This window comes from Hahella sp. KA22 (assembly GCF_004135205.1).
In the GTDB taxonomy this organism is placed as follows: Bacteria; Pseudomonadota; Gammaproteobacteria; order Pseudomonadales; family Oleiphilaceae; genus Hahella.
In genome coordinates, this window is record NZ_CP035490.1 from 6,533,757 (window position 1) to 6,558,281 (window position 24,525).

General features: G+C 53.1%; 14 protein-coding genes. 5 read left to right on the plus strand and 9 right to left on the minus strand.

Translation table 11 applies throughout. The features are described 5' to 3' along the window. The first annotated feature begins 92 nt into the window (after positions 1-92). From EUZ85_RS28910 to djlA, 3 genes are all read left to right on the plus strand, one after another. On the plus strand, positions 93-1,127 hold the full coding sequence (locus EUZ85_RS28910; RefSeq protein WP_127973575.1) for an aminoglycoside phosphotransferase family protein: 1,035 nt from the start codon (positions 93-95) through the stop codon (positions 1,125-1,127). Further along, positions 1,115-1,804, plus strand: coding sequence for an N-acetylmuramate alpha-1-phosphate uridylyltransferase MurU (gene murU / locus EUZ85_RS28915; RefSeq protein WP_127973576.1), 690 nt, complete (start codon positions 1,115-1,117; stop codon positions 1,802-1,804). Before EUZ85_RS28910 ends, murU begins: the two co-directional genes overlap by 13 nt. Before the next feature lie 84 nt (positions 1,805-1,888). Continuing rightward, a complete protein-coding gene (gene djlA / locus EUZ85_RS28920; RefSeq protein ID WP_127973577.1) occupies positions 1,889-2,677 on the plus strand; it encodes a co-chaperone DjlA in 789 nt (262 codons plus the stop codon). On the opposite strand, the gene EUZ85_RS28925 is transcribed toward djlA, so the two are convergent. Continuing rightward, positions 2,664-3,773, minus strand: a complete 1,110-nt coding sequence (locus tag EUZ85_RS28925; protein WP_127973578.1) for a DUF3530 family protein — start codon at positions 3,771-3,773, stop codon at positions 2,664-2,666. The genes djlA and EUZ85_RS28925 overlap by 14 nt on opposite strands. A 157-nt stretch (positions 3,774-3,930) precedes the next feature. Here EUZ85_RS28925 and rpe point away from each other — a divergent pair, with 157 nt between their 5' ends. Then, positions 3,931-4,608 carry a ribulose-phosphate 3-epimerase gene (rpe, locus tag EUZ85_RS28930; RefSeq protein ID WP_127973579.1) on the plus strand — a complete coding sequence of 226 codons (678 nt, stop codon included), beginning with the start codon at positions 3,931-3,933 and terminating at the stop codon, positions 4,606-4,608. 28 nt (positions 4,609-4,636) lie between these two features. After that, positions 4,637-5,332 carry a phosphoglycolate phosphatase gene (locus EUZ85_RS28935; RefSeq protein WP_127973580.1) on the plus strand — a complete coding sequence of 232 codons (696 nt, stop codon included), beginning with the start codon at positions 4,637-4,639 and terminating at the stop codon, positions 5,330-5,332. A 127-nt stretch (positions 5,333-5,459) separates the two neighbouring features. Here EUZ85_RS28935 and EUZ85_RS31770 read toward each other — a convergent pair whose 3' ends face one another. From EUZ85_RS31770 to EUZ85_RS28975, 8 genes are all read right to left on the minus strand, one after another. Then, positions 5,460-8,639 (minus strand): calcium-binding protein, encoded by a 3,180-nt coding sequence (locus EUZ85_RS31770; protein WP_127973581.1) that lies wholly within the window; start codon positions 8,637-8,639, stop codon positions 5,460-5,462. 205 nt (positions 8,640-8,844) lie between these two features. Then, positions 8,845-14,607: a calcium-binding protein gene (locus tag EUZ85_RS28945; RefSeq protein WP_127973582.1), complete on the minus strand. Its 5,763-nt coding sequence runs from the start codon at positions 14,605-14,607 to the stop codon at positions 8,845-8,847. A 304-nt stretch (positions 14,608-14,911) separates the two neighbouring features. Then, positions 14,912-15,439 carry a hypothetical protein gene (locus EUZ85_RS28950; RefSeq protein WP_127973583.1) on the minus strand — a complete coding sequence of 176 codons (528 nt, stop codon included), beginning with the start codon at positions 15,437-15,439 and terminating at the stop codon, positions 14,912-14,914. 1 nt (position 15,440) lies between these two features. Then, a complete protein-coding gene (locus EUZ85_RS28955) occupies positions 15,441-16,811 on the minus strand; it encodes an HlyD family type I secretion periplasmic adaptor subunit (protein ID WP_127973584.1) in 1,371 nt (456 codons plus the stop codon). Then, positions 16,808-19,015, minus strand: a complete 2,208-nt coding sequence (locus EUZ85_RS28960) for a type I secretion system permease/ATPase (protein ID WP_164887390.1) — start codon at positions 19,013-19,015, stop codon at positions 16,808-16,810. Before EUZ85_RS28960 ends, EUZ85_RS28955 begins: the two co-directional genes overlap by 4 nt. A gap of 213 nt (positions 19,016-19,228) precedes the next feature. Continuing rightward, positions 19,229-20,413 carry a DUF1266 domain-containing protein gene (locus tag EUZ85_RS28965; RefSeq protein ID WP_127973586.1) on the minus strand — a complete coding sequence of 395 codons (1,185 nt, stop codon included), beginning with the start codon at positions 20,411-20,413 and terminating at the stop codon, positions 19,229-19,231. Next, on the minus strand, positions 20,410-23,784 hold the full coding sequence (locus EUZ85_RS28970; protein WP_127973587.1) for a zinc ribbon domain-containing protein: 3,375 nt from the start codon (positions 23,782-23,784) through the stop codon (positions 20,410-20,412). The genes EUZ85_RS28965 and EUZ85_RS28970 overlap by 4 nt, the downstream gene beginning before the upstream one ends. 108 nt (positions 23,785-23,892) lie before the next feature. After that, positions 23,893-24,474: a zinc ribbon domain-containing protein gene (locus tag EUZ85_RS28975; protein WP_127973588.1), complete on the minus strand. Its 582-nt coding sequence runs from the start codon at positions 24,472-24,474 to the stop codon at positions 23,893-23,895. Between the last annotated feature and the right edge of the window lie 51 nt (positions 24,475-24,525).

The window sequence follows — 24,525 nt, forward strand, 5'->3', positions numbered from 1 at the left end:
AGTTGCAGCCGCCCGGAAAAGCGGCATAATCTGGGGCCTTTGGCCTGCATGCCCGGTAGCAGTTGTACACCTTTAGAACTTCAAGAGATTCCATGACCCAGCGTCCTGACCTAATCCGCCACTGGCTCGCCACCTACTTCGGCGACGACCAGTTCGACGTCAGCTTTTTATCCGGCGACGCCAGTTTCAGACGTTACTTTCGCGTTACCCGCGAACAGCGCGTGTTTGTATTGATGGACGCCCCACCGGCGCAGGAAGACTGCCGCCCATTCATCGCCATCGCCCGCAGCTGGCGCGCCAAAGGCATTCGGGTTCCTGAGATTTATGCGGAAAACCTCAAAGACGGCTTTTTATTGTTGGAGGATTTTGGCGACAACTTGTTCGGAAGCGTCATAGCAGACGCGCCGGAGTTGCAGGTAGACCCATTGTATCGACAGGCGATTGACGCCCTGCTTCCTATACAGAAAGCCGCCGACATACAGGGTTACGCGCTCCCCTCTTATGACGAAGCCATGCTGCGCTTTGAAATGAGCATATTCCGGGAGTGGCTACTGGAGAAAAAACTGGGCTTCAACCTCGACCCCACCGAAACGGAATACCTCGACCACTGCATGAATCGTCTGGTGGAAAGCGCTTTGGAGCAGCCAGTGGTGGTCACTCACCGCGACTATCACTCCCGCAACCTGCTTGTTTCCGAGGAGGGCGACCTAGGAATCATCGATTTTCAGGGCGCGGTCAAAGGCCCCCTGGCTTATGACCTGGCTTCACTGCTGAGAGATTGCTACGTTAAATGGCCCCGTGAAAACGTAGAGGCTTGGAGCCGTTATTATTACGAACAAGTCGACCCCGCTTTATTAAATGGCGCGGACTTCGCCACCTTCACCCGCTGGTTTGACTGGATTGGCGTGCAACGTCACCTGAAAGCCGCTGGCATCTTCGCCCGCCTTTCGCTTCGAGACGGCAAACATGGCTACCTGGCCGATATCCCGCGCACGCTCAACTACATTATTGAGGTGGCGAGCAAATACGACGAGTTCACCGAAATCAACGAATGGATCCAGGAGCGTCTGGTTCCCGCTGTCAGACTACTGGAAAGCAACCCGGAGGTTGTCCTATGCGCGCAATGATTCTAGCCGCAGGTCTCGGAACGCGCATGCGGCCATTGACCGAAAATCTACCCAAACCGCTGCTACAGGCGGGAGATAAGACCCTGATCGAGCACATTATCGAGGCGTTGAAGCGCGCCGGCGTCACTGAGCTCGTTATCAATCACGCCTGGCACGGAGATAAACTGGAGCAGTTTCTGGGTGACGGGGCCGGTTTTGGTGTAAGCATTCACTACTCCCCTGAGGGTTCGCCGCTGGAAACCGCCGGCGGCATCAAGAAAGCCTTACCGCTATTGGACGACGGCGCGGACACTCCATTCGTAGTGGTGAACGGCGATATATGGAGCAACTACAATTTTTCCGGCTTGGTTAACCGCCCGTTCGCCAGCGATGACCTTGCCCATCTGGTGCTGGTGGATAATCCTCCCCACAACCAAACCGGCGATTTCCAACTCGGCGACGACGAGCGAGTTCTTCCCCGCGGCCCAAGCAAACTGACCTTTTCAGGCATAGGCGTATACCGCCCCAGCCTGTTCGCCAGCGTACCCAATGGCGTTTACCCATTGGCGCCCGTTCTGCGCGCGGCGATCGCCAAAGGCAAAGTCAGCGGAGAGCGTTTCAATGGGTTATGGTTTGATATCGGGACGCCAGACCGCCTGCAATGGCTGGATGAGCAGTTGACGAAGGCCGCCCTTTAACCGCATTCTGCACAAGCACTTTTAAAGGATTCATTCAGGCGCAGCTGTAAACGCCATAACCGCAATCACGCACAGGAGCGCACGATGTGGTGGGGTAAGTTTTTCGGCAGTGTAATGGGATTCATGTCCGGCGGCCCTTTCGGCGCCGCCTTCGGCATCTGGCTGGGCGATAAGTTCGACCAGACCCTGCAGCCATTCGCCCCTGGGTGGCGGCTCAACTTTAATGATCACCATAGCGCCAGGGTGCTGAACGGACTGTTCCGTATATTGGGAAACCTCAGCGCGTCGACGGAAGCGCATAAAGACGATCTTCAGCCCCTACTGGAAGCCCGCCTTGTGAGTCTCGCCCACTTTCTCGACCTGGATGAAGTTCGTCATAAACGCTGCCGCGAAGCCTTTTTCAGAGGAACCTCCCATGACTTTAACTTAATGGGGGATGCGCGCGAGTTTCGTCAGGCGAACCGATTCCAGCCGTACAATATCGCTTTATTGCTGAATCTGGCCATCCAGATATCGATAGCTGAGGGAGAACCAGGGGCCGCCTCGCGCGACGCCCTGGAAACCCTTCGCCAGGGCCTGGGAATAAGTCGCAGCGAGTTTGAGTATATCTTTCAGGAAATTCTCAAGGCTCGCCGCCAACAGGGCCATTCACATAGAGCCCCCCTGAGGGACGCGTATCGCACCCTGGGCGTCAGCGAAAACGCAGACGCCCAGCAGATAAAGCAAGCCTACCGCCGCCTGATGAATCAGTTTCATCCCGATAAATTAATGGCGCGTGGAGCGTCGATGACTGAAGTGGAGCGCGCCAAAGAAGTTGCACAGCAAATACAGCAGGCCTACGCGCAAATAAAAAGTACGCTCAAAGCCGTTTAGGCTGCTTCTTCACCCCCGGCGCATGGAAGGTCAGCCAACTCTCTACTTTACGGGTGACCTGACCGTCCTCTGACGATGGAATCAGGCTCAAGCCGCTCATCCCCTCCACGCGATAGCCTTCCATGCTGTTGCGTCGTGCGAAATCCCGCCTCAGCATGGCGTTTCGGCTTTGCAGGTCCAGAGTGGAGTCATACAGATCAAGCACTTGCAATGAGAAAAAGGTCGGCGCCTTTTCTTTAATTTCTTCCAACAGCCCCTCACTGACCTCGGCATTGATCCATACCATGGACAACCCTGACGCCATGCTCTGCGGATTCGCCAATACATAACGCAGCATAGCGTCAACGCCACTGCCGACGCCCAGCAGCACCTTGTTCTCCTGCCCGAACGCGCTGAGCTGCTGCATGCCCAGCTCGATCCTTTCGGTATTTCCAACCCTCGCTTCTGCAGTTTTTTCGGCGGCTTCAGCAGTCGTGCTCCCCTCCCCGCTGACATCAATATCCACGCCTTCAGACGCCTGCTGCTGTTCCAGCTGTTCAGTCGCTTCATTAGTCTCCGCCAGTTGTTCCGGCGTTAACGTTTCCAACTGGCGTGAACCGGTTTTCTCTGGAGCGTCTCCGGCCGCCGGCTGCTTCGACGCATAGGGGAATTCTTTATCACTAGCAGATAACAAAACGCGCTTGGGCGTTTTAGCTTCAGCCGGGGGAGTCAGTGCAATAGACAGTGTGTGCCAGCCTTCATCCGGCAGCTCATTTCGCAACGAATGGATAAATTGTGGCCAGTCTGGGTGCTGTCCGCGATCATGCAGCAGCATGACCGCGCCTTGCTGCTCCGCCACATTTGCCGGCTTATATAAAGCCAGCATGGCGCTGGCGTCACCCTGTTTGCCATTGAGCCACAACACCTGACTGCCAGGAAGGTCTTTCGCCAGAGAAAGCAGCATACTGACCTGCGGGTTCAACGCCGGTTTCCTCTGTGGCGCAGGTTCAGGCGCAGTCTGCCCGCCGCTCTCAGCGGCGGCTTTTTCCTCCGCCTGCGCGGGAACTGCGCCCAAAAGCAGGCATCCCACAATGATTCCAGTAATGATTCTCGCCATAAAACAGCGCCCATACGCCTATTAGCACATTTCAGTCGGAGCCCCGCGCCGATCTGGGTTTTAAAAGCATAGCACGATACAATACCCCGCATTTCAAGCGACCGCGACCGGACGCCAATGCGGCGACGGCGCCTCAATCATACCGGAGACTTTCCCCATGGCTGATCCATTGATCGCTCCTTCGATTCTGTCCGCAGACTTCGCCAGATTGGGCGAAGAAGTTGTTAACGTGCTGGAGGCGGGAGCGGACATCGTGCACTTCGATGTCATGGACAATCACTACGTTCCAAACCTCACTATTGGCCCGATGGTGTGTTCAGCCCTAAGGAAGCATGGCGTGACGGCCCCCATCGACGTGCATTTGATGGTCAAGCCGGTTGACGCAATGATCGCATCTTTCATTGAAGCCGGCGCCACTTATATCACCTTCCACCCGGAAGCTTCCGAGCACATTGATCGCTCCCTGCAATTGATTCGTGACGGCGGCTGCAAAGCCGGTCTGGTGTTCAACCCCGCTACGCCCTTGCACTACCTGGATTACGTGATGGATAAGGTGGACATGGTGCTGTTAATGTCAGTCAACCCAGGCTTTGGCGGACAGGCCTTCATCCCCGCCACGCTGGACAAGTTGCGTGAAGCCCGCGCCAAGATTGACGCCAGTGGATTACCGATTCGCCTGGAAATCGACGGCGGCGTAAAAGTGGACAACATTCGCGAGATCGCTGCAGCGGGGGCAGACACCTTCGTCGCCGGCTCCGCCATCTTCAATACCGACGACTACGCAGCGACCATCGCCAAAATGCGCGACCAGATCGCCTTGGCGCAGTCCGTTTAACCTTAAACAGCTAGGACGTTACGGAAGAATGCCAGACCTTTTGAGCCCAACCTACGAGGACGGCCTGCCGCAATTGGCGTTATTCGACCTGGACGGCACGTTGATCGATTCCGCGCCGGATTTGGCGGATGCGGTGGATTACATGCTGGAGCAATCCGGTTTTAGGGCGGCGGGAGAAGCATTAGTGCGTGAATGGGTCGGCAATGGCGCGCCGATGCTGATCAAACGCGCATTGGCGTATGCACTGGAGCTGGAAGACCCGCAACAGGTCGCAGATACGCAATTTCAGGCCGCGGCGGCGATCTTCTACGATCGCTATGACGAATACTGCTGCGTGCGTACTCGCATTTATCCTGGCGCAAAAGAGTTGTTGCAACATTGGCGTGATCAGGGGGTAACGATGGGGGTGGTCACCAATAAACCCGCCCGCTTTACTCAGCCGATACTGCAGGCCCTCAAACTGGAGCAGTACTTCGCCATCAGTTTGTCCGGCGACTCCCTGCCCGTCAAAAAGCCAGATCCAGCTCCCCTCCTGCATGCATGCGAAGCCCTACAGGCTCAACCGCAGACTACTCTGATGATCGGCGACTCCATCAATGACGTCCAGGCCGCCCGCCGCGCGGGAATGAAAATCGCCTGCGTCACCTATGGCTACAACCATGGCGAAGACATCCGCGACGCCAATCCGGATTGGGTCATGGACTCGCTCATTGAGTTGAAGTAACTCAAACCAAGATTCACGATCAGAAAAGCAAAAGGCCGTCCATGCTGCATTTGCAGAGGACGGCCTTTTTTATTTGCAGTTTGCCGAGAGAAACAGGCGCTAAAGCGCCTGTTTTAAACGAGATAGATCAGGAAGGTTGCCAAGCGGCAGCGATCGCCGCGTTCACCTGACTACGCTCCTCATCGGTCAACGTCATCTCTCCGCCTGATGGCGCGCCGAAAGCGGCCATGGCGTTGACAAGCGCCTCCACTTTGGAGTGGTCAAGCATGGCGTCTTGGGTGTGGATTTCTTCGATTTGGAATGAGTCGTTGACATACCAGTTGACTATACTGACATGATCTTCTGATGACCCCAAGAGCTGAATATCCAGATGATTCCCATCCCGAGCCAGCCATAGATCAGTTGCCTTAATACTCTCTCCAAACATCAGCTTATCTGTATCGTCAATGCCATTGGCTCCGCCATCTTCAATAACAAAATCCCGACCAGTGCCGTGCTCAAAAATATAGCTATCACTGCCAAGCCCTCCGTATAAAGTGTCATCGCCAGCGCCACCAATCAGTGAGTCATCTCCCTCTCCGCCTTTAAGCACGTCATTGCCAGCGCCTCCGTCTAACGTGTCATGGCCTTCCAGGCCTACAAGTTCATCGTCACCGCCAAGCAAGGAATCTACGCCCTCAAAACCCACTAAAACATCATCCCCAAGCCCGCCTTCAGAAAGGACTGTGCGCCACGACACCATCTCTTCTGCATCGTATTCCACTCTGTTATTCCAACGGTCTTCGGTCACAAATTTTTCTATACGGTATTGCGGCCCTTCAAACCAACGCAGGAGCGTGATCTGATCTTCACTGTCTGTGAGCCCAATCACCAAGTCATTGCCGACCTTCTTAAACTCCAGATTATTTAGCTCGACTTCCATATCAAATACTAAAGAGTCGTCGCTATCCTCACTATTCTCGATCAACGTGTCTCGGCCAGCCCCATACCCAAATCTGTAAACATCGTTTCCTGCACCACCCTCTAATATGTCATCGCCAGCGCCTCCAGTCAGAGAGTCATCCCCCTCTCCGCCCTCAAGCACATCGTCGTCAGCGCCTCCAAACAGATAGTCGTTTCCGCCTCCCCCTTTAAGCACGTCAGCGCCAGCGCCTCCATCTAACGTGTCATCACCCTCCAGTCCGACAAGTTCATCGTCACCATCGCCGCCGAGCAAGGAATCTACTCCCTCAAAACCCACTAAAACATCATTCCCAAGCCCGCCTTCAGAAACGATCGTAAGCCACGACAGCATCTCTTCCGCACTATATTCCACTCTGCCATTCCAACGATCTTCGAGCACGAATCTCTCTATGCGATGGTGCGCCCCCTCGAACCAACGCAAGAGGGTGATCTGATCTTCACTGTCTGTGAGCCCAATTACCAAGTCATTGCCGACCTTCTTAAACTCCAGATTATTCAGCTCGACTTCCATATCAAATACTAAAGAGTCGCCGCTATCCTCACTATTCTCGATCAACGTGTCTCGGCCAGAGCCATATCCAAATGTGTATTCATCGTTGCCAACGCCGCCCTCTAATATATCATCGCCAGCACCTCCAAACAGATAGTCGTTTCCGTCCCCCCCTTTAAGCACGTCAGCGCCCGCGCCTCCGTCCAACGTGTCATCGCCCTCCAGTCCGACAAGTTCATCGTCACCGTCGCCACCAAGCAAGGAGTCTACGCCCTCAAAACCCACTAAAACATCATTCCCATGCCCGCCTTCAGAAACGATCGTAAGCCACGACAGCATCTCTTCCGCACTATATTCCACTCTGCCATTCCAACGATCTTCGAACACGAATCTCTCTATGCGATGTTGCGCCCCCTCGAACCAACGCAAGAGGGTGATCTGATCTTCACTGTTTGTGAGCCCAATTACCAAGTCATTGCCGACCTTCTTAAACTCCAGATTATTCAGCTCGACTTCCATATCAAATACTAAAGAGTCGCCTCTATCCTCACTATTCTCAATCAACGTGTCTCGGCCAGAGCCATATCCAAATGTGTATTCATCGTTGCCAACGCCCCCCTCTAATATGTCATCGCCAGCACCTCCAGTCAGAGAGTCATCTCCCTCTCCGCCCTTAAGCACATCGTCGTCAGCGCCTCCAAAAAGATAGTCGTTTCCGCCCCCCCCTTTAAGCACGTCAGCGCCCGCGGCTCCATCTAACGTGTCATCGCCCTCCAGTCCGACAAGTTCATCGTCACCGTCACCGCCAAGCAAGGAATCAATTCCCTCAAAACCCACCAGAACATCATTCCCAGGCCCGCCTTCAGAAACGATCGTAAGCCACGACAGCATCTCTTCCGCACTATATTCCACTCTGCCATTCCAACGATCTTCGAACACGAATCTCTCTATGCGATGTTGCGCGCCCTCGAACCAACGCAAGAGCGTGATCTGATCTTCACTGTCTGTGAGCCCGATAATCAGGTCACTACCTGCCTTCTTAAACTCCAACTTATCCAAATAGACGCCTTGACCAAAGTGAAGCTTTGTTGTCTCAGCATTCGAGCCCTCTATAACTTGTATCTCAACCTGGCCAGAACCATAGCCAAAAGAGTAACTGTTATGAGTGTCCCCAGTGCCAGGTATTTCATCTCCCCAAACATTGTTCATGCTACCTAGCGCCAGTTTTGCATGACACCCGTTTCCACTTTGATCGTGGACAATTGTCCCTTCACCTTCTCGAAAGTCGTACCACAGATAGAGTTCCTCTTCATTCCCATTTAGGGTTGTGTTCCATGTATTCGCAACTTCGTTAGCATTTTTTGCATAACGCCAAATACGAAGTTCACCTAAGCTTCCATCAAGGTCAGCAACTCTGTTGTCTTTAGAAAGTGTTGATAGAGGCAAATTAACGCCAACATTAAGAGAATCCTTCAAGACACCATTTTCATACAGATAAGTCTTACTTTTTGCACGAACGATGGTCAAACTGACCCACTCATTCACAGGAGCGGAATAATCAAACTGGTGGTCTTTGTCTCCATAGGAGGTTATTCCTACTTTGCCGTTACTACCCCATTGAGAGAGACGTATTGATGTAGAAGGTGAATTCAATAACACAGAGGCGCCATCTTCATCCGGCGCACGTTTAACAAGTACTTCTAATGTCCAGTCTCCTTCAAGATCAGACTCACCAATAAATGCCTGCCTACTTCCTTCTGGTAATCTGAACTCGTGATTAAATGGATTAATAGTTGAGCTCGTTGCACCCATTTTTGAGTTCGATAATTGAGCAGAATTTTTATTGCCTTCCATTTTCAACTTCACCAAAGATTAAGCATCATATACTTCCAGCAATGGGAACCCCTCATTGCTGGAACTGTTTTCTTTATGCACGACTTACGTCATAGGTAAGCAGTCACCGAAAAGCCATTTATAGCTTTCGATAAATAACTCAATCCCAAATAGCTCTATATGGGATAGTTAAGTTACAAGCGGGACTTAAAGTCCCGCGGTGTGATTAGATGGATTGCCAAGCGGCAGCGATCGCGGCATTCACCTGACTACGCTCTTCATCGGTCAACGTAATCTCTCCGCCTGATGGCGCGCCGAAAGCAGCCATAGCGTTGACTAGCGCCTCCACTTTGGAGTGGTCAAGCATGGCGTCCTGGGTGTGGATTTCTTCGATTTGGTAATGACTCTTTAAGTACCAGTTATTGATACGAACACTGTCACCAGAAGAACCCAGCAAGGCGATATCAAGAGCATTACCATTGCGGGTAAGCCAAAGGTTTTCAGCTTCGATTCCCTCTCCAAGGTTAAGACGGTTTGTCAAACTGTGATCGTCATCGTAGTTATGGATCTGATCCTGGCCGTCGCCCAGGTTGAACTCGAAGACATCCGCGCCCTGCTCGCCGTTCAGCACGTCATTGCCTGCGCCGCCGTGCAGGACATCCGCGCCCGTGCCGCCGATCAGCGTATCGTTCCCCGCACCGCCCTGCAGCACGTCGTCGCCGTCTTTCCCTTCCAGGCGGTCATTCCCTTCCCCTCCTTCCAGACGGTCGTCGCCCAATCCGCCATTCAGCGTATCGTCGCCGGCTCCGCCCAGCAGCTCGTCATCGCCGCCTTCGCCCATCAGGATGTCGTTCCCGCCTAGCCCTTCCATGCGATTGCGTTCGTGCGTTCCATACACCGTGTCGTTCCCTTCCGTCAGGCCCGCGATCTTCACTTCGCTCTGCTCTTTCAACAGATCCTGCAGCAGCATCGCCGCGCCTTCGATCTCGATCTCTTCGATCTGATAAACATCACGAGAATAGTGGTTCTTGATCGTCACCTGCTCGCCGCCGGTTCCTATCGTCATCACCAAGTCCGCTCCATGACGCGTAAAGCTCAAGTCTTCTTTCTTGATCCCCGCGCCCAGTTTCAGGCGGTTCATCACGCTAGACGTATCGTCATAGTTGAAGATCTGATCCTGGCCATCGCCCAGATTGAATTCAAAGACGTCCGCGCCCTGCTCGCCGTTCAGCACGTCATTGCCTGCGCCGCCGTGCAGGACATCCGCGCCCGTGCCGCCGATCAGCGTATCGTTCCCCGCACCGCCCTGCAGCACGTCGTCGCCGTCTTTCCCTTCCAGGCGGTCATTCCCTTCCCCTCCTTCCAGACGGTCGTCGCCCAATCCGCCATTCAGCGTATCGTCGCCGGCTCCGCCCAGCAGCTCGTCATCGCCGCCTTCGCCCATCAGGATGTCGTTCCCGCCCAACCCCTCCATGCGATTGCGCTCGTGCGTTCCATACACCGTGTCGTTTCCTTCCGTTAGGCCCGCGATCTTCACTTCGCTCTGCTCTTTCAACAGATCCTGCAGCAGCATCGCCGCGCCTTCGATCTCGATCTCTTCGATCTGATAAACATCGCGAGAATAGTGGTTCTTGATCGTCACCTGCTCGCCGCCGGTTCCTATCGTCATCACCAAGTCCGCTCCATGACGCGTAAAGCTCAAGTCTTCTTTCTTGATCCCCGCGCCCAGTTTCAGGCGGTTCATCACGCTAGACGTATCGTCATAGTTGAAGATCTGATCCTGGCCATCGCCCAGATTGAATTCAAAGACGTCCGCGCCCTGCTCGCCGTTCAGCACGTCATTGCCTGCGCCGCCGTGCAGGACATCCGCGCCCGTGCCGCCGATCAGCGTATCGTTCCCCGCACCGCCCTGCAGCACGTCGTCGCCGTCTTTCCCTTCCAGGCGGTCATTCCCTTCCCCTCCTTCCAGACGGTCATCGCCCAAGCCGCCATTCAGCGTATCGTCGCCGGCGCCGCCCAGCAGCTCGTCATCGCCGCCTTCGCCCATCAGGATGTCGTTCCCGCCCAACCCCTCCATGCGATTGCGCTCGTGCGTTCCATACACCGTGTCGTTTCCTTCCGTCAGGCCCGCGATCTTCACTTCGCTCTGCTCTTTCAACAGATCCTGCAGCAGCATCGCCGTTCCTTCGATCTCGATCTCTTCGATCTGATAAACATCGCGAGAATAGTGGTTCTTGATCGTCACCTGCTCACCGCCGGTTCCAATCGTCATCACCAGGTCCGCTCCATGACGCGTAAAGCTCAAGTCTTCGTTCTTGATCCCCGCGCCCAGTTTCAGGCGGTTCATCACGCTAGACGTATCGTCATAGTTGAAGATCTGATCCTGGCCATCGCCCAGATTGAATTCAAAGACGTCCGCGCCACGCTCTCCATTCAGCACGTCATTGCCTGCGCCGCCGTGCAGGACATCCGCGCCCGTGCCGCCGATCAGCGTATCGTTCCCCGCACCGCCCTGCAGCACGTCGTCGCCGTCTTTCCCTTCCAGGCGGTCATTCCCTTCCCCTCCTTCCAGACGGTCATCGCCCAAGCCGCCATTCAGCGTATCGTCGCCGGCGCCGCCCAGCAGCTCGTCATCGCCGCCTTCGCCCATCAGGATGTCGTTCCCGCCCAACCCCTCCATGCGATTGCGCTCGTGCGTTCCATACACCGTGTCGTTTCCTTCCGTCAGGCCCGCGATCTTCACTTCGCTCTGCTCTTTCAACAGATCCTGCAGCAGCATCGCCGCGCCTTCGATCTCGATCTCTTCGATCTGATAAACATCACGAGAATAGTGGTTCTTGATCGTCACCTGCTCGCCGCCGGTTCCTATCGTCATCACCAAGTCCACTCCATGACGCGTAAAGCTCAAGTCTTCTTTCTTGATCCCCGCGCCCAGTTTCAGGCGGTTCATCACGCTAGACGTATCGTCATAGTTGAAGATCTGATCCTGGCCATCGCCCAGATTGAATTCAAAGACGTCCGCGCCCTGCTCGCCGTTCAGCACGTCATTGCCTGCGCCGCCGTGCAACACATCCGCGCCTGTGCCGCCCACCAGCACATCGTCGCCCGCGCCGCCCAGCAGCACGTCGTCGCCCTCTTTTCCTTCCAAGCGGTCGTTTCCTTCCCCGCCTTCCAGACGGTCGTCGCCCAAGCCGCCATTCAGCGTATCGTCGCCGGCGCCGCCCAGCAGCTCGTCATCGCCGCCTTCGCCTATCAGGGTGTCGTTCCCGCCCAACCCCTCCATGCGATTGCGCTCGTGCGTTCCATACACCGTGTCGTTTCCTTCCGTTAGGCCCGCGATCTTCACTTCGCTCTGCTCTTTCAACAGATCCTGCAGCAGCATCGCCGTTCCTTCGATCTCGATCTCTTCGATCTGATAAACATCGCGAGAATAGTGGTTCTTGATCGTCACCTGCTCACCGCCGGTTCCAATCGTCATCACCAGGTCCGCTCCATGACGCGTAAAGCTCAGGTCCTCTTTCTTGATCCCCGCTCCCAGTTTCAAGCGGTTCATCAAGCTATGATCATCGTCATAGTTGTGAATCAGGTCCTGGCCGTCGCCCAGGTTGAACTCAAAGACGTCCGCGCCACGCTCTCCATTCAGCACGTCATTGCCTGCGCCGCCGTGCAACACATCCGCGCCTGTGCCGCCCACCAGCACGTCATCACCCGCGCCGCCCAGCAGCACGTCGTCGTCACCACCGCCTTCCAAACGGTCATTACCAGCTAAGCCAATTAATATATTGAAGCCAGAGTCGCCTTTTTCTGTGGTATCTGCATCGGATAAGTTGGAGATATCACCGCTAAATCTATTGATATGCTGAATTAACTCATCAACCGCCGCCTCGCCATTTACTCTCCGCAAGCGCTCCAGTTGAGACTCAAGTATGGCGACGCCATTGCGCCACCCAGCTTTAAAAAGCCTTTCTCCATTAAAGTGGAATAACTCAGCAACGTCATAAGTAGCGTTTAATAAATCCGCACTCTCTTTCTGCTTTATAAATTCTTCTAGGCCGCTGAAGTCCACACCTAGTTCGCCATTATCATTGACGTTAAGCTGCAACTTATCCAGATAAGGCCTAAGGCGAGTCTGATTTGCCAATGAGGAATATATCGAAGATGATAATAACTGATAAGATTTGTCTATAAAGACTATTTGCTGCTCACTAAAACCAAAGGCTTTTTGCGTAATAATAATGGGTCCAAAAGCTACCCCCATTCTATATCTGCGTCCTGTACTTCCAACTTTCAGGCTCACATCTGATATTCCGTTCTTTTGATCTTCTTCAAATCCGAATTCAAAAAAGTTTTCACCATTAAATACTTCCAGAACTCGAATCTTAGCCAGAGTGTTTAGCTGAACATCAGCTGCATAGTCTCCGACTTTCAAGTCATATCCTGAGATAGTATTAAGGTAATTAGGCCTATCCGATGTACCTCCAGAACTGCTATTGCTATCTTTATCAACAATCCATACATCTGCAGTATTTGTAGACTCAGGACTCGATATTCTAAACTCAACATCCCGAATTCCCATCTTGGCGTCAGCGATGCGCTCCAACCAGTCATCGAAGTCGGCGCTATCCGCCCATACGTCGATCAGCTTATCCAGCAACCCGAGTTGCGCATCTCTAGTCGATGCATTTGCATATTCTGTTAGCACTTCCGCCAGGTCTGAATTTAATGCCGCAGCCTCGATCAGGTCGCGCACGGCGCCTGACCCTGCCATATCAGGCAACCCTTGAAGGGCTTCAGGGATCGCAATCGTGTCCGTGAATTCTCTATAAAAATTATTCGATGACAGGTTTAAGCTTTCCGCCGCTCCCGTTTCCCCAGTTGTTCCATCAGACTTCGTAAATTGACCTTGCGCTATTGACTGGTTGCCATTGCCAACATTAATTGTCCCTTCCTTATGGGATGTACCAATTGCAGTGATACCCAAATCTGACAGTTTGAAAAGTTCATTGGCCTGACTTTCGCCGTCCTGATTCAAATCTCTCCATACACGAAGACCCCCAAACTGGGCGTCACTTGCATTAACAACACCGTCACCGTTGCTATCCATATCAGCCAACGCGTCAAAGCCGTTCTTGGCTTTATCTCCATTAGTCTTGATGGTGTTATCTCCAAACAACTCGGAGCCATTATCCACAACGCCATTGCCGTTACGATCAAGAACTAATATGCCATCATCGGACTTAATCCAGCCTGACGCATTCTTAATGCCATCGCCATCATGATCGAAAAGGACAGAGCCATCCGCTGGAGTTGTTTCTATACCGTCTCCATCTAGATCCAAAATCAACGGATCTTTACGTTGAACCCAGCTCTTTCCTTTATGAAACTCATTATTGGATTCCGGATCTATTCCCGCCCTCATTTTCTGTTTCAACCACTCTGTGTGCGACAGCGTAGTTTCGCCATTGACAAATGCTTCATTCCAAGCAGCTCTTGTGGCGAATAGTTGCCCAGTAAAAGAGCCCTCTATCACATCATAAGCCTTATCAGCCCACTCCTCGACTGTCATTTCGAAAGCGGTGAAACCAACATCTACAGATAATTCAAGCCCTTTATCCGGCGTATACTCAAGAACTAATTCACCCTTTATACCAACGGGAATAATTCCATATAATCGGGTACTGACACCAAAGTCTGGACTATCATACCGGACCTTATCCAGTTGCACGCCATTTGGGCCAATAGTCGCATCAAGCTTAAGATTAGAGGTGGCCCCCAAAGAAGCGTCTAAAGAGATCTTTCCATCACTACTAATACTGATTTCACTATCGCCAAACTTAATAGTTCCGCTAGCATTTCCATCACCAAAGTGAACTTTTCCATTCTCGCCACTGATGTCGACCTTGCCATCTGGAGAAATCTGAATAGAGCCTCCAGCACCATCATTTATGGTTACACTTCCATCAGTTCCAATATTAATTCCTGCGCTCACTTACAACTCCTAAGTATAAATATTTTCTATATAGCGTTTTGCTATTTTACATACATAAAAACCATGAGGATCAGAGGTTCAATATCATAAGAATCTATCAAGCGAGCATTCTATAATGCCCGCTTGCCATATGACCTCCCAGGAGACAAAACTTGCCCCTGCTCTATCCAAGCCGCCAAACAACAGCGACCGCCGCTTCTCTCTAACAGCATACCTGTCTTTTCAGGCCTTTCGTCTATATAGCAGTTAGAAATATTTCATCCATTTACCGCCAAAAAACCAGTCAATAAGATGATTAAATGATTCAGTACACAGACCAAGTCAACATAACTTCATCTTCTCCCCTAGGCGCTTCCACATAAGTCGCCAATGTACTTTTTAGCGTTTTCCATACACCTAACTCTTGACCGACTTTCTCTTTGGATCCAGGTGAAATCCCGACATAACGAAAGTTATCATCCAAATAAGACTTAAGGTCTCTGTGCTTTTCCACATCGAACGTTACTCTAAGGAAGCGATACCTGTCATCTCGAAAGAAAAAAGCAATGTCCTTGGCGGGAACGCCATTGAGTGACGATATACGCGTCCAACATACCCGATCTCCCAAGTCTGAAGATTCGTTCTGACAAACAAGATAAAGGTGGTCAAATTGCTGAACCAATTGGTTCTCCGTCCATCCTGGATCTGCACTAAGATTTATATTAACAGTTGAATCAAATAGTATTGAGTCAGCGACAAAATCCAGAAACCAGTCTGGTTTTTCTTCAGTTACTTTATTCCAAGCGAAATGCGCAACACCCGACAAGATCAGGATTAATACTAAGTTTTTCATATCACCTCTCCCCCAAACTCTCCTGCTTATACCGCAACAACGGAGACAGGAAGTATTCAATTAATCGTCTTTGACCTGTTTTAATTTCGCTGGTGACGGACATGCCGGGGCTTAGGCGGACGTATTTGTTTTCCACCGTCAGTCCATCTTGTTTGAGTTTGAGTCTGGCTTTGTATACCAAGCCGAGGTTTTCGTCCTGGATGGCGTCGTCGGATAGGTCGACGAGTTCCGCGTCGATAACGCCATACTTGGTGAAGTTGAAGGTGTCTACTTTTACTTCTGCGGATTGCCCTTCCTGAACGAAGCCGATGTCTTTGTTAAGCACTAACGCCTCAACTTCCATTTCACTGTGTTCCGGTACGATTAGCATCAATTCCTGAGCCGGGGTCACAACGCCGCCAACCGTATGCACCGCTAATTGCTGGACGGTTCCATCAATGGGTGCGGTCAGGCGGGTTTGACGACTACGCTGTTCCGCCTTGATGCGTTCTTCCTGCAGCGAGGCGGCGCGGGTGTCCGCTTCCCGCCATTGCGCCAGTGTATTTTTATACTGTTCATGCAACAGGGTTTCTTGCTGAGCTTCATTGGCGGCGAGAGAGGCGCCAAGCTGCTTCAAGCGCGCTTGCTGCACCGCCAGATCCTGTTCGACTTCAATTAGCTCCTGTTTAAGCTCCAGATACTGAACACGCGAGCCTAGCTTACGGTTTTGCATGATATCCAAGGCATTCACCCGCTCCCGCAGCACTTCCAGAATACGGCTTTGCTTGGTGATCTCGGCCACGGTCATGTCATGCTCCGCGTTCAGCCGGGCCGCCTCGCGCTCCAAGGCGTTCAAACGGGCAATAAATTCGGCCGCTTCCTGTTGCAGCAAGTTGCGATGTTGCTGCTGCAGAATGGCTGGCAGCGTTTCATCTTCAGGCATGACAGGAACGTCTTTACGCTCCTGCTGCAGCCAGTCAGCCATGGCTTTGTAGCGTTGCGCCTGAGCCGCGCTTTCCCGCCACTCGCCGTCCAATCGACGCAAGTCCGCTTCCGCCTGCGCCCCATCCAGGGTTATCAGCAAGTCGCCAGCCTTGACCAGTTGACCGTCGCCAACATGAATTTTAGATATGACAGCAGTTTCCAAGGGCTGAATTGTTTTAACTCGTTCACTGGGAATGACTTTGCCCTGCGTAACGGCGACGATGTCGATCTTGCCGAAGCACGCCCAGACCACGGCGATGCTGAATAACAGGACAATCGCCCAAAGAATGGCTCTCCCCAACGGAGACGCAGGCGTTTGCTCGATCTCAATCGCCGCCGGCAGAAACTCCAGAATTTCCTGCTGGGAAAGAATTTCTTTTTTTTGCGGTTGGGGTTGCGTCTGACTCATTGTGCGCCTCCCTTCTCAGCATTACCGATAACGGCTTCGATTGGCGCAGTCGTCTCCACTTTACGTATTGCGGGAGTATGATTCTGATAGCTGTAGAGCTTGGTGTAGTAGCCACCCTGCTGCAGCAGTTGGTCATGATTACCGCTTTCCACGATTTCGCCTTTATCCACCACGATAATACGATCCGCCTGACGAACGGTGGAAAGCCGGTGCGCGATAATGAACACAGTACGGCCGCGACACATATGGCGCATGTTTTCCTGAATGACTCGCTCAGACTCATAATCCAAAGCGCTGGTGGCTTCATCAAAAATCAGAATGCGCGGATTACAGATCAACGCCCGGGCGATGGCGATGCGCTGACGCTGACCTCCAGACAGAGACGCGCCCTGCTCGCCCACAACCGTGTCGTATCCCTGCGGCAGCTGCACGATGAACTCATGAGCGCCGGCCAGTTTCGCAGCCTGAATAACCCGCTCCATGGGTAAGCTTGGGTCGACCAGGGCTATATTGTCTTTCACCGACCGGTTAAATAGCCGGTTCTCCTGCAATACAACGCCAACCTGACGGCGCAGCCAGGCGGGCTCCATTTGCGCCAGATCCACGCCATCAACCAATACTCTCCCAGCTTGTGGGACATAGAGACGCTGCACCAGCTTGGTCAGCGTACTTTTGCCAGAACCGGAACGACCAACGATGCCGATAACTTCGCCCGGCTTCACGTCCAGAGACAGGTTGCGCAAGATATGAGGCTGATCAGGGCTATAACGGAAGGAGACATTCTCTAGGCTGACTTGTCCCTGGATTTGCGGCAAGGTGGTGCGGTTGGGATTATGCCCAGGCTCCGTCGGAGTATTGAGAATGTCGCCTAGTCGCGCAATGGAGATACCCGCCTGCTGGAAGTCCTGCCACAGTTGCACGAGCTTCAGAATTGGACCGCTAACGCGCCCCGCGATCATGTTGAAAGCGATAAGCTGACCGATGCTCAAATCGTTCTGCATGACCAATGTGGCGCCAATCCACAGAATCAACACCGTTACAATTTTATTGATTAGCTGTGCGGACTGGCTGGCGATATTGCCCAGGTTACTGGCTTTAAAAGACGCCGCGACATATGCCGCCAGATTCTCCTCCCAGCGACGCTGCATCTGCGGCTCCACAGCCATGGCTTTCACAGTTTCCATGCCGGACACGGACTCTGTTAGAAACGCCTGGTTTTCGGCCCCGCGCTTGAACTTCTCATCCAGACGGTTGCGCAGGATTGGCGTGATATAGACGGACAGCGCCACATAGAAAGGTATCGAGCCCAGCACTACCCATGTCAGGGTCGGGCTGTAAAAGTACATCACCACAAAAAAGACGATGGTGAAAAATAGATCAATCACCAGAGTCAACGCAGAACTGGTGATAAAGTTCCGAATCGTGTCCAGCTCCCGCACCCTGGCTACGGTATTGCCCACTTGGCGCATCAGGAAGTAGGAAATCGGCAGATGAATCAGGTGGTGATACAACTTAGAGCCAAGGGTCACATCAACCCGGTTGGTGGTATGACTGAACACATAGTTCCGCAGGCCGTTCAACACCACATCAAATATAGAGAGGACAATCAGCCCGAAAGCGAGCACATCCAGTGTGGTTAAGCCCTTATGCACCAGCACTTTATCAATGATTACCTGGAAAAACAGAGGCGTAATCAACGCAAAAAGCTGGATAAAAAACGAGGCGATGATTACATCCCGCAACAGGGACTTATATTTGAGGATGGCGGGAATAAACCAGCTGATATCAAACTTCCCGCTCATGCCTGGCAACACTGAACGTTTCGTAATGAGGATTAACCGTCCTGACCAAAGCGCCATAAACTCATCTTTGGATAAAGTCTGCGGGCCCTGACTTGCCGGGTCCTGAATCAGAACTTTGTCTTCCGCCGCGCGAGCAAGCACGACATAGCGTCCATCTTGCGTCGCAGCTATAGCCGGTAAAGCGATATGAGCCAGCTTCTCCCAGGAAGAAGTAAAGGCTTTGGCTTTCAATTTCAGATGCCGGGAAGCACGGATAAGCGCCTGTTCAGTAAAGGCGTTTTCGTGAGTACCGAAGTGGTGTTGAATCTGGGCGGGATCGGCGGCGACCTGGTGAAACCGGGCCAACATCACCAACGCAGCGAGGCCGGTATCCAACCTCCCTGTGGAATTTTTTTCAGACATCCTGACTACCATGACAACTAACGATGGGTGAGCGGGGGCGGATTATATTTTGATCACCCGCCTCTATCAACCATAAAAATGACAAACTGCAACGGCGTTCCCGCCGTCAATTTCATTGCTATGAAGAGACGAAATTATGCCAGAGTAAAACGACAGGAGTTGACGATTGCGTGACAGGAATAAAGCAATGAACCCAGTAGGAAACAGGCGCGGCTAGTGCACCGCGCCATGGTTTTCCTCTTCTTCGCCGCCTAGATCAAGGTCCCAGGGCAACTTCACCCAATAGCTGTCAGGACTGACTGTCTGACGTCGCAGCAGATTGAAAAACCTTGTCATATGCTCATCGCTGGCGTCGGATTGCCAGTACATGCGCCCGACGACGTATCCCAGGCCCATTTGCCGCCAGCTATGGTACATGCTCTGCACCGCCCGCGACGCGTGCAGGATACGCTCCCAGGCCTCCTCTTCGGACATCATGCCTACCAAATACCCCCAGCGGCACAGGGAAATATAGCGCGCGATATCCCAGGCGGCGATGCCAGCTTCGCCCAATGCGTTGGAAAAACGACGGATGATTTTCATATTAGCGCGAAGCGCTTCATCTTCATTCGCTTCCCAGGCGGCTTTGTATTGCTCCGCCGTCAGCGGCATGACCTGCTCACGCAGCTTATCAAAGCCCGCCCGATGGCCGCCTTCGAGTAAAAAGTCCAATGTCTCCAACAGGCTGTCTCTGTCCGTCACCGACCACCATTCCTGCAACCCCTCCTTCCAGGCCTGCACGCTTTCCGGCGTCGTCACTTCACTCCCCAGCAAGTCATGCCTGGCTCGATTGAACTCAGTCAAGATAGCGGAAACCGCCAATCCCCAGAGTTGAACGTCAGACAAGGGTTTATCAGAAGGTGTTCTGCGTGGGGAGTCATTGCCGCTATCCGGGGCTGAGTTGGTGAAAACACGCCAGTCTCCGTCAGGGTGATGCGACCAAAGCGCCTCTATCGGCCCGAGAAATCGACCGAGGCCTTGCGGCGTGAGTCCGTCCATCGTCCAGGCCCAATGCCGCATATCCGTCGCCAGCCATTCTTCTTCACCGGCGTCGCGACGAAAGCGGAGATGCTTCGCCACGGTTTCCAGGTCGCAATGCGTCCATAAAATGCAGCCCATGGTCGCGTCACTGCTCAACCATTCCAGAAACAAAGCGCCGTCCACCCGTAAAGGCAGCAGATAGTACTGCCCTTTTTCCAGATTGTATTGCCAGCGGATTGTATGCAGACCTAGCGACACCTGCCCCACTCGCTGATAAGGAATATTTTCAGCCGGACATACCAGCCAATAGGCCTGCAGTAGCGGATCATCCACAACTCGCTCAATAACCGTTTCGCTGATTTGGTTGTGGTTTATCATTGCAGCGTTCCCTTGTACTGTTGCGACATCGCCCGCCAAGTATCGTCGGACAGGGCCTCAAACATCTGGTTCAGGTTAAACTCATAAACTTGCCCACGCTCTCGGGCCTGATGGAACTCCGCCAATTGCAACATGTAGGGATAACGAAAGGGACTGCCCTCCGCCAATTGCTGAAACAAGGTCAGCGCTTGATAAAAAACCGTCATGCCCTCGTCTTCCGGCAAATCGCCAGCATGGGCCACCAACCGAGTTAATTGAGCGAACAGCGTATTCGCTACGCCAGGAGAATGGGTTACCGTCTGCTTCAACTCGTCGACCTGCCCGTGCATGCTGCCGAGCAACACAGGCAAGGCTTCATCCTCCGGAGCGAACAAGCGTTCTACGACTTCCGTCAGCCAGGTTTCTGACGCATCACAACAAGCGGCGAGCTCAATTAATGAAGCAGGAGCGTCTTCCTGTGTTTCTTCCTCGCAGGCCGTCTCTTCAATCGAATCTTCAACGGGCTCTTCGACCGGCGCTGCTTCCGCCGCCTGCGGCTGAGACGCCATCCATGCCTCTCCCCACTCCGCCCAAAAGTCCTTGAGCACATACAACAGACTTGAGTTAACTGCTGGATGCTCCATTAAGGCCTGGGTCATGTTAGCGCAGGTCTGCGGATCTTGCTCCGCAAGCCAGCGCAGTGAGCGGGCCAACATATTTTCCATGTAGTAATGCATGTCTGAAGTGATATCCGGCAACGTCGACAACCGCCAGATAAGTTCTTCCGAAACATAACTTTCATCAAAGGCTTTTTGCGTGGCGCGACTGAGGTAATTGCGCCAATGCGTGTTGTCTTCATCCAGATCTTTGAAGCGCAGCAGATTCAGCGCTGCGCACATAAAGTAGATAGCGGCGTTGGGGCGCTCCGCCAGCAAGGTCGACAGATAATTGTCCTCGTCTTCTCGCACTACTTTCTCCACAAACCAGGCGGCCGAGATGGGCGGTTGCGGCGCATAGAACAGATTAATGAGGCTTTGCAGGAAGTGACCTTCATCATGAAACATATCCGCGATCCACTGCGCGCTGAGCCTGCAAGGGCGTTCTTCGCCATCAGGGGAAATTCGGTAGCGGTGCAAGGACAACGAAAGGTTACGCGCCCATCTCGCTGCGCGACGTGTCAAGGTTGAGGACTCATAGGTCAGCGCCATCGTCAGCAACGTGCGCAGGACATGATAAGACCCCACTCCACGCCGATAGGCCTGATATTCAGCAAACTTGGCTATTGCGCGATCCGTCTCTTCATTTTCCTGGGTTAAGGCGAATTCAAAGATTTTTTCCACCATTCTGGCGGAGTACTCTCCACAATCTTCGCCATCCATAATTGCTTCCAGGTTGTTAGCGTCGATGCTCAATTTTTCCAATGCTTGGACCAGAGGAGAAATTATTCCGCTTGGCGCTTGAAACATAAATCTGGCGATCTTTCTGCGATCATAATCTCCTTGCCCTGCGCGTCCTATCAGCTGCATAGCGAGTCGTTCAAGCAACATATGTTTGGAAGGCGTAATGTGCATCCAGATACTATCCTGGACGCCGTCGAACTTCGAACGATCCAACTGCTCCAGCGCCCAGTTCCACACGAGCATATCGTCCGCCCGGGAAATGAGTTCACAGAACATGGTGGCGAACAGGTCAGCGGAGCCAAAGAAGTGACGCGCGAACTCTGGCCCCATCTCCAACTCCGTCATAGAGCCGTCTTCGGGAGAACGATAGGTCATGCGCGTTCCCGCTGAATCGCGCAATAGCTGGAAACAGGCGTTTGCATAAAGTGGAGCTTTGGCGTTAAAGCTCTGCTGCAAAATAAAGCGCAAACACAGAAAACCTTCATGGCCATCCAGATTAATCTGCCCACACAGAATCTGTCCCAACGCTTTGCTGTATTGATCCAGCGTTCCAGCGCCAATCGCCTCAAGTATAAATTTGCGCCAGGCCTCGATCATATTCAGCGGCATGGGCGTGCGGGACGCCGCATAGGCGATAGCCTCCAAATACTGCGGCGCCAGCGGATATTCCCCCATCGCCTCCAGGGCGCAGCGTTGCGCTCCTGCGTCGCCAATAGCCAGCATCGTGTACAATCCATCCAACAATTGGCTGCGCTGACAAATCGCGGCTATACGAGAGTCATCCCGTTTTTCCTGGGGTAGCGCCAGGAGTATCTGAATGGCGTATCGACGCGAGTTCTCTCCTACTGTTTCGTCCTCCAATAATCCCCAAAGGGATAACGTCAGCGCCGCCGGCAAAGCTGAACGTCTTTCCTCAATCAAACGCCACAACAAAAACTCACAGTGATCGCCTCGACGGGACACATAAGCAGCCAGCGAGGCTGAGCCTTGGCGCGCCAATACGACAATTGCTTTGCATACAAGGGAGGACAGCGGCGAATTGAGGCATTCGGCAAGCACTGCTTCATCCTCCAGCAACAAAGCGGCCGAGCAACGAAGGTCAGCCTCCGCAGACGTCAAGGCCTCGCTGACCAGGGAAATAACGTCGTCCTGCTCGGCTTGAGGCAGGTCCAACTCGCAGAGTCTGGAAAGATGCAAAAGTGCGCAGGCCAGCCAGGGACGTCCAGTGTCTGGCTGCGTCTTCCATAATCTGAACATGGCCTGCAGACATTCCTGCGCGCGCTCAGGCTGCTTTAGCGGCCCAGACTCGGCCAGACGCCCCTGCGTCCGCCAATGACCGAGGGCATGAAAAGCCTCCCTGGCAATGACGCCGCCTGTTTGCACACCGGCCAAAACCGCGTCGAACCAGTGCGCTTCCAACTCTTCATTGATTTCAATTGTCGGGCAGCGCACCCACGCAATAAAAGCGAGGATTCGGGTAGACGACAAGGGACTTGCAGCCGCGATTTCGGAAAGTCGTTCAATCTGATTTTCGAATGGCCCTTGCGGTCCCGATTTCATCAGAGTGGACTGTTGGTCATTCCATGGCAAATGGCCGATCAGCTCATTTTCCAGATTGAAAACATGTTCCTTGAACGTCAGATAACGCTGACATAGACGCAGCTCGTCAATGCGGTTCAAAGCCAGAGTGAGATGCTGATTGTACAGGCTGTTGTAATGGTCGATGCGATCCTGCGGCAGGCTCAGCAAACGTTCCCTTAACTGCAGTTGATCCACCCCGGCCTGCTTCAGCATACGAGCGACGCCGTAATGCTCCGCGTTGGTCATTTCAAAGCCGCATTGCCGACAGAACTTGCCCGGCGCGGTCAGTTTCGCGCACCAGCCACAGCGCACATCGGAGCGCACAATGCCGCCGCATTCCACGCAACTGTCGCCGGCGCGCCAGTCATTGGGTTGCTTCGCATGACATTGCTCGCAATACATTACATCCATTGGAAACACCTGTACTGAATCATGACGCAGCCCGCTTCACGTCAATCGATGATGCAAAATAGAGACGCAGCGCATGAGCGCTGCGCAGAGAAGCTAGTTCGCCAGCAGTTAAGAGTGGCCGCGCAGGCTACGAATCCGTCCCCACAGGGTATCTTTTTCATCTGCGGACATGTCTCGGACTCGCTGTGCAATCTGATCTTTGGCGACGCCTTCTCGCTTGAGCAATACTGCGATTTCAAAATCCGCTACCGGTACGAACTCTGCGCCGCATGAGCGGCAGAAATTGCCGGGGCCGGACGCCGCGCACCAGTGACAGGTAGCGAAGCGCTCTACCTGACGTCCACAGGAAACGCAAAGGTCGCCGCTTTTATAGTCTTTGGGCTGGCGCTGCTGACAATGGGCGCACTTCACGATGTCCGCGCTTTCAACAACAACGGAAGGGTTTAATACAGATGCGGAAGAAGTTGAGGAAGAGGAGGACGTAGAGGCCGCTTGTGGACCAACCGCCCAGGCCATCACTTCAGCAGCGACACTTTGCTCAAGTCCGGACAATGCAGCCAGAGTTGCGGCGTCGCCGACGGTCTGAAAGTCCTGTTTGCTTTCAATGCCTGCGTCCACCAAGGACTGAATGTTGTCTTCGCTGAGGCCTTTCGCTTTCAATATGTTCTGTTCAAGTTTGGAAAACGCCATAACTTCTCATCCGTTGGTCAAGATAAAGGTGGGAATGTTTAGAAAGAGCAT

Coding starts and splice junctions, on each gene's coding strand:
- EUZ85_RS28965 (WP_127973586.1), bottom strand. CDS start 20,413: ATGATAAACCACAACCAAATCAGCGAAACGGTTATTGAGCGAGTTGTG.
- EUZ85_RS28910 (WP_127973575.1), top strand. CDS start 93: ATGACCCAGCGTCCTGACCTAATCCGCCACTGGCTCGCCACCTACTTC.
- murU (WP_127973576.1), top strand. CDS start 1,115: ATGCGCGCAATGATTCTAGCCGCAGGTCTCGGAACGCGCATGCGGCCA.
- EUZ85_RS28925 (WP_127973578.1), bottom strand. CDS start 3,773: ATGGCGAGAATCATTACTGGAATCATTGTGGGATGCCTGCTTTTGGGC.
- EUZ85_RS28935 (WP_127973580.1), top strand. CDS start 4,637: ATGCCAGACCTTTTGAGCCCAACCTACGAGGACGGCCTGCCGCAATTG.
- EUZ85_RS28975 (WP_127973588.1), bottom strand. CDS start 24,474: ATGGCGTTTTCCAAACTTGAACAGAACATATTGAAAGCGAAAGGCCTC.
- EUZ85_RS28955 (WP_127973584.1), bottom strand. CDS start 16,811: ATGAGTCAGACGCAACCCCAACCGCAAAAAAAAGAAATTCTTTCCCAG.
- EUZ85_RS28950 (WP_127973583.1), bottom strand. CDS start 15,439: ATGAAAAACTTAGTATTAATCCTGATCTTGTCGGGTGTTGCGCATTTC.
- EUZ85_RS31770 (WP_127973581.1), bottom strand. CDS start 8,639: ATGGAAGGCAATAAAAATTCTGCTCAATTATCGAACTCAAAAATGGGT.
- EUZ85_RS28960 (WP_164887390.1), bottom strand. CDS start 19,015: ATGTCTGAAAAAAATTCCACAGGGAGGTTGGATACCGGCCTCGCTGCG.
- rpe (WP_127973579.1), top strand. CDS start 3,931: ATGGCTGATCCATTGATCGCTCCTTCGATTCTGTCCGCAGACTTCGCC.
- djlA (WP_127973577.1), top strand. CDS start 1,889: ATGTGGTGGGGTAAGTTTTTCGGCAGTGTAATGGGATTCATGTCCGGC.
- EUZ85_RS28970 (WP_127973587.1), bottom strand. CDS start 23,784: ATGGATGTAATGTATTGCGAGCAATGTCATGCGAAGCAACCCAATGAC.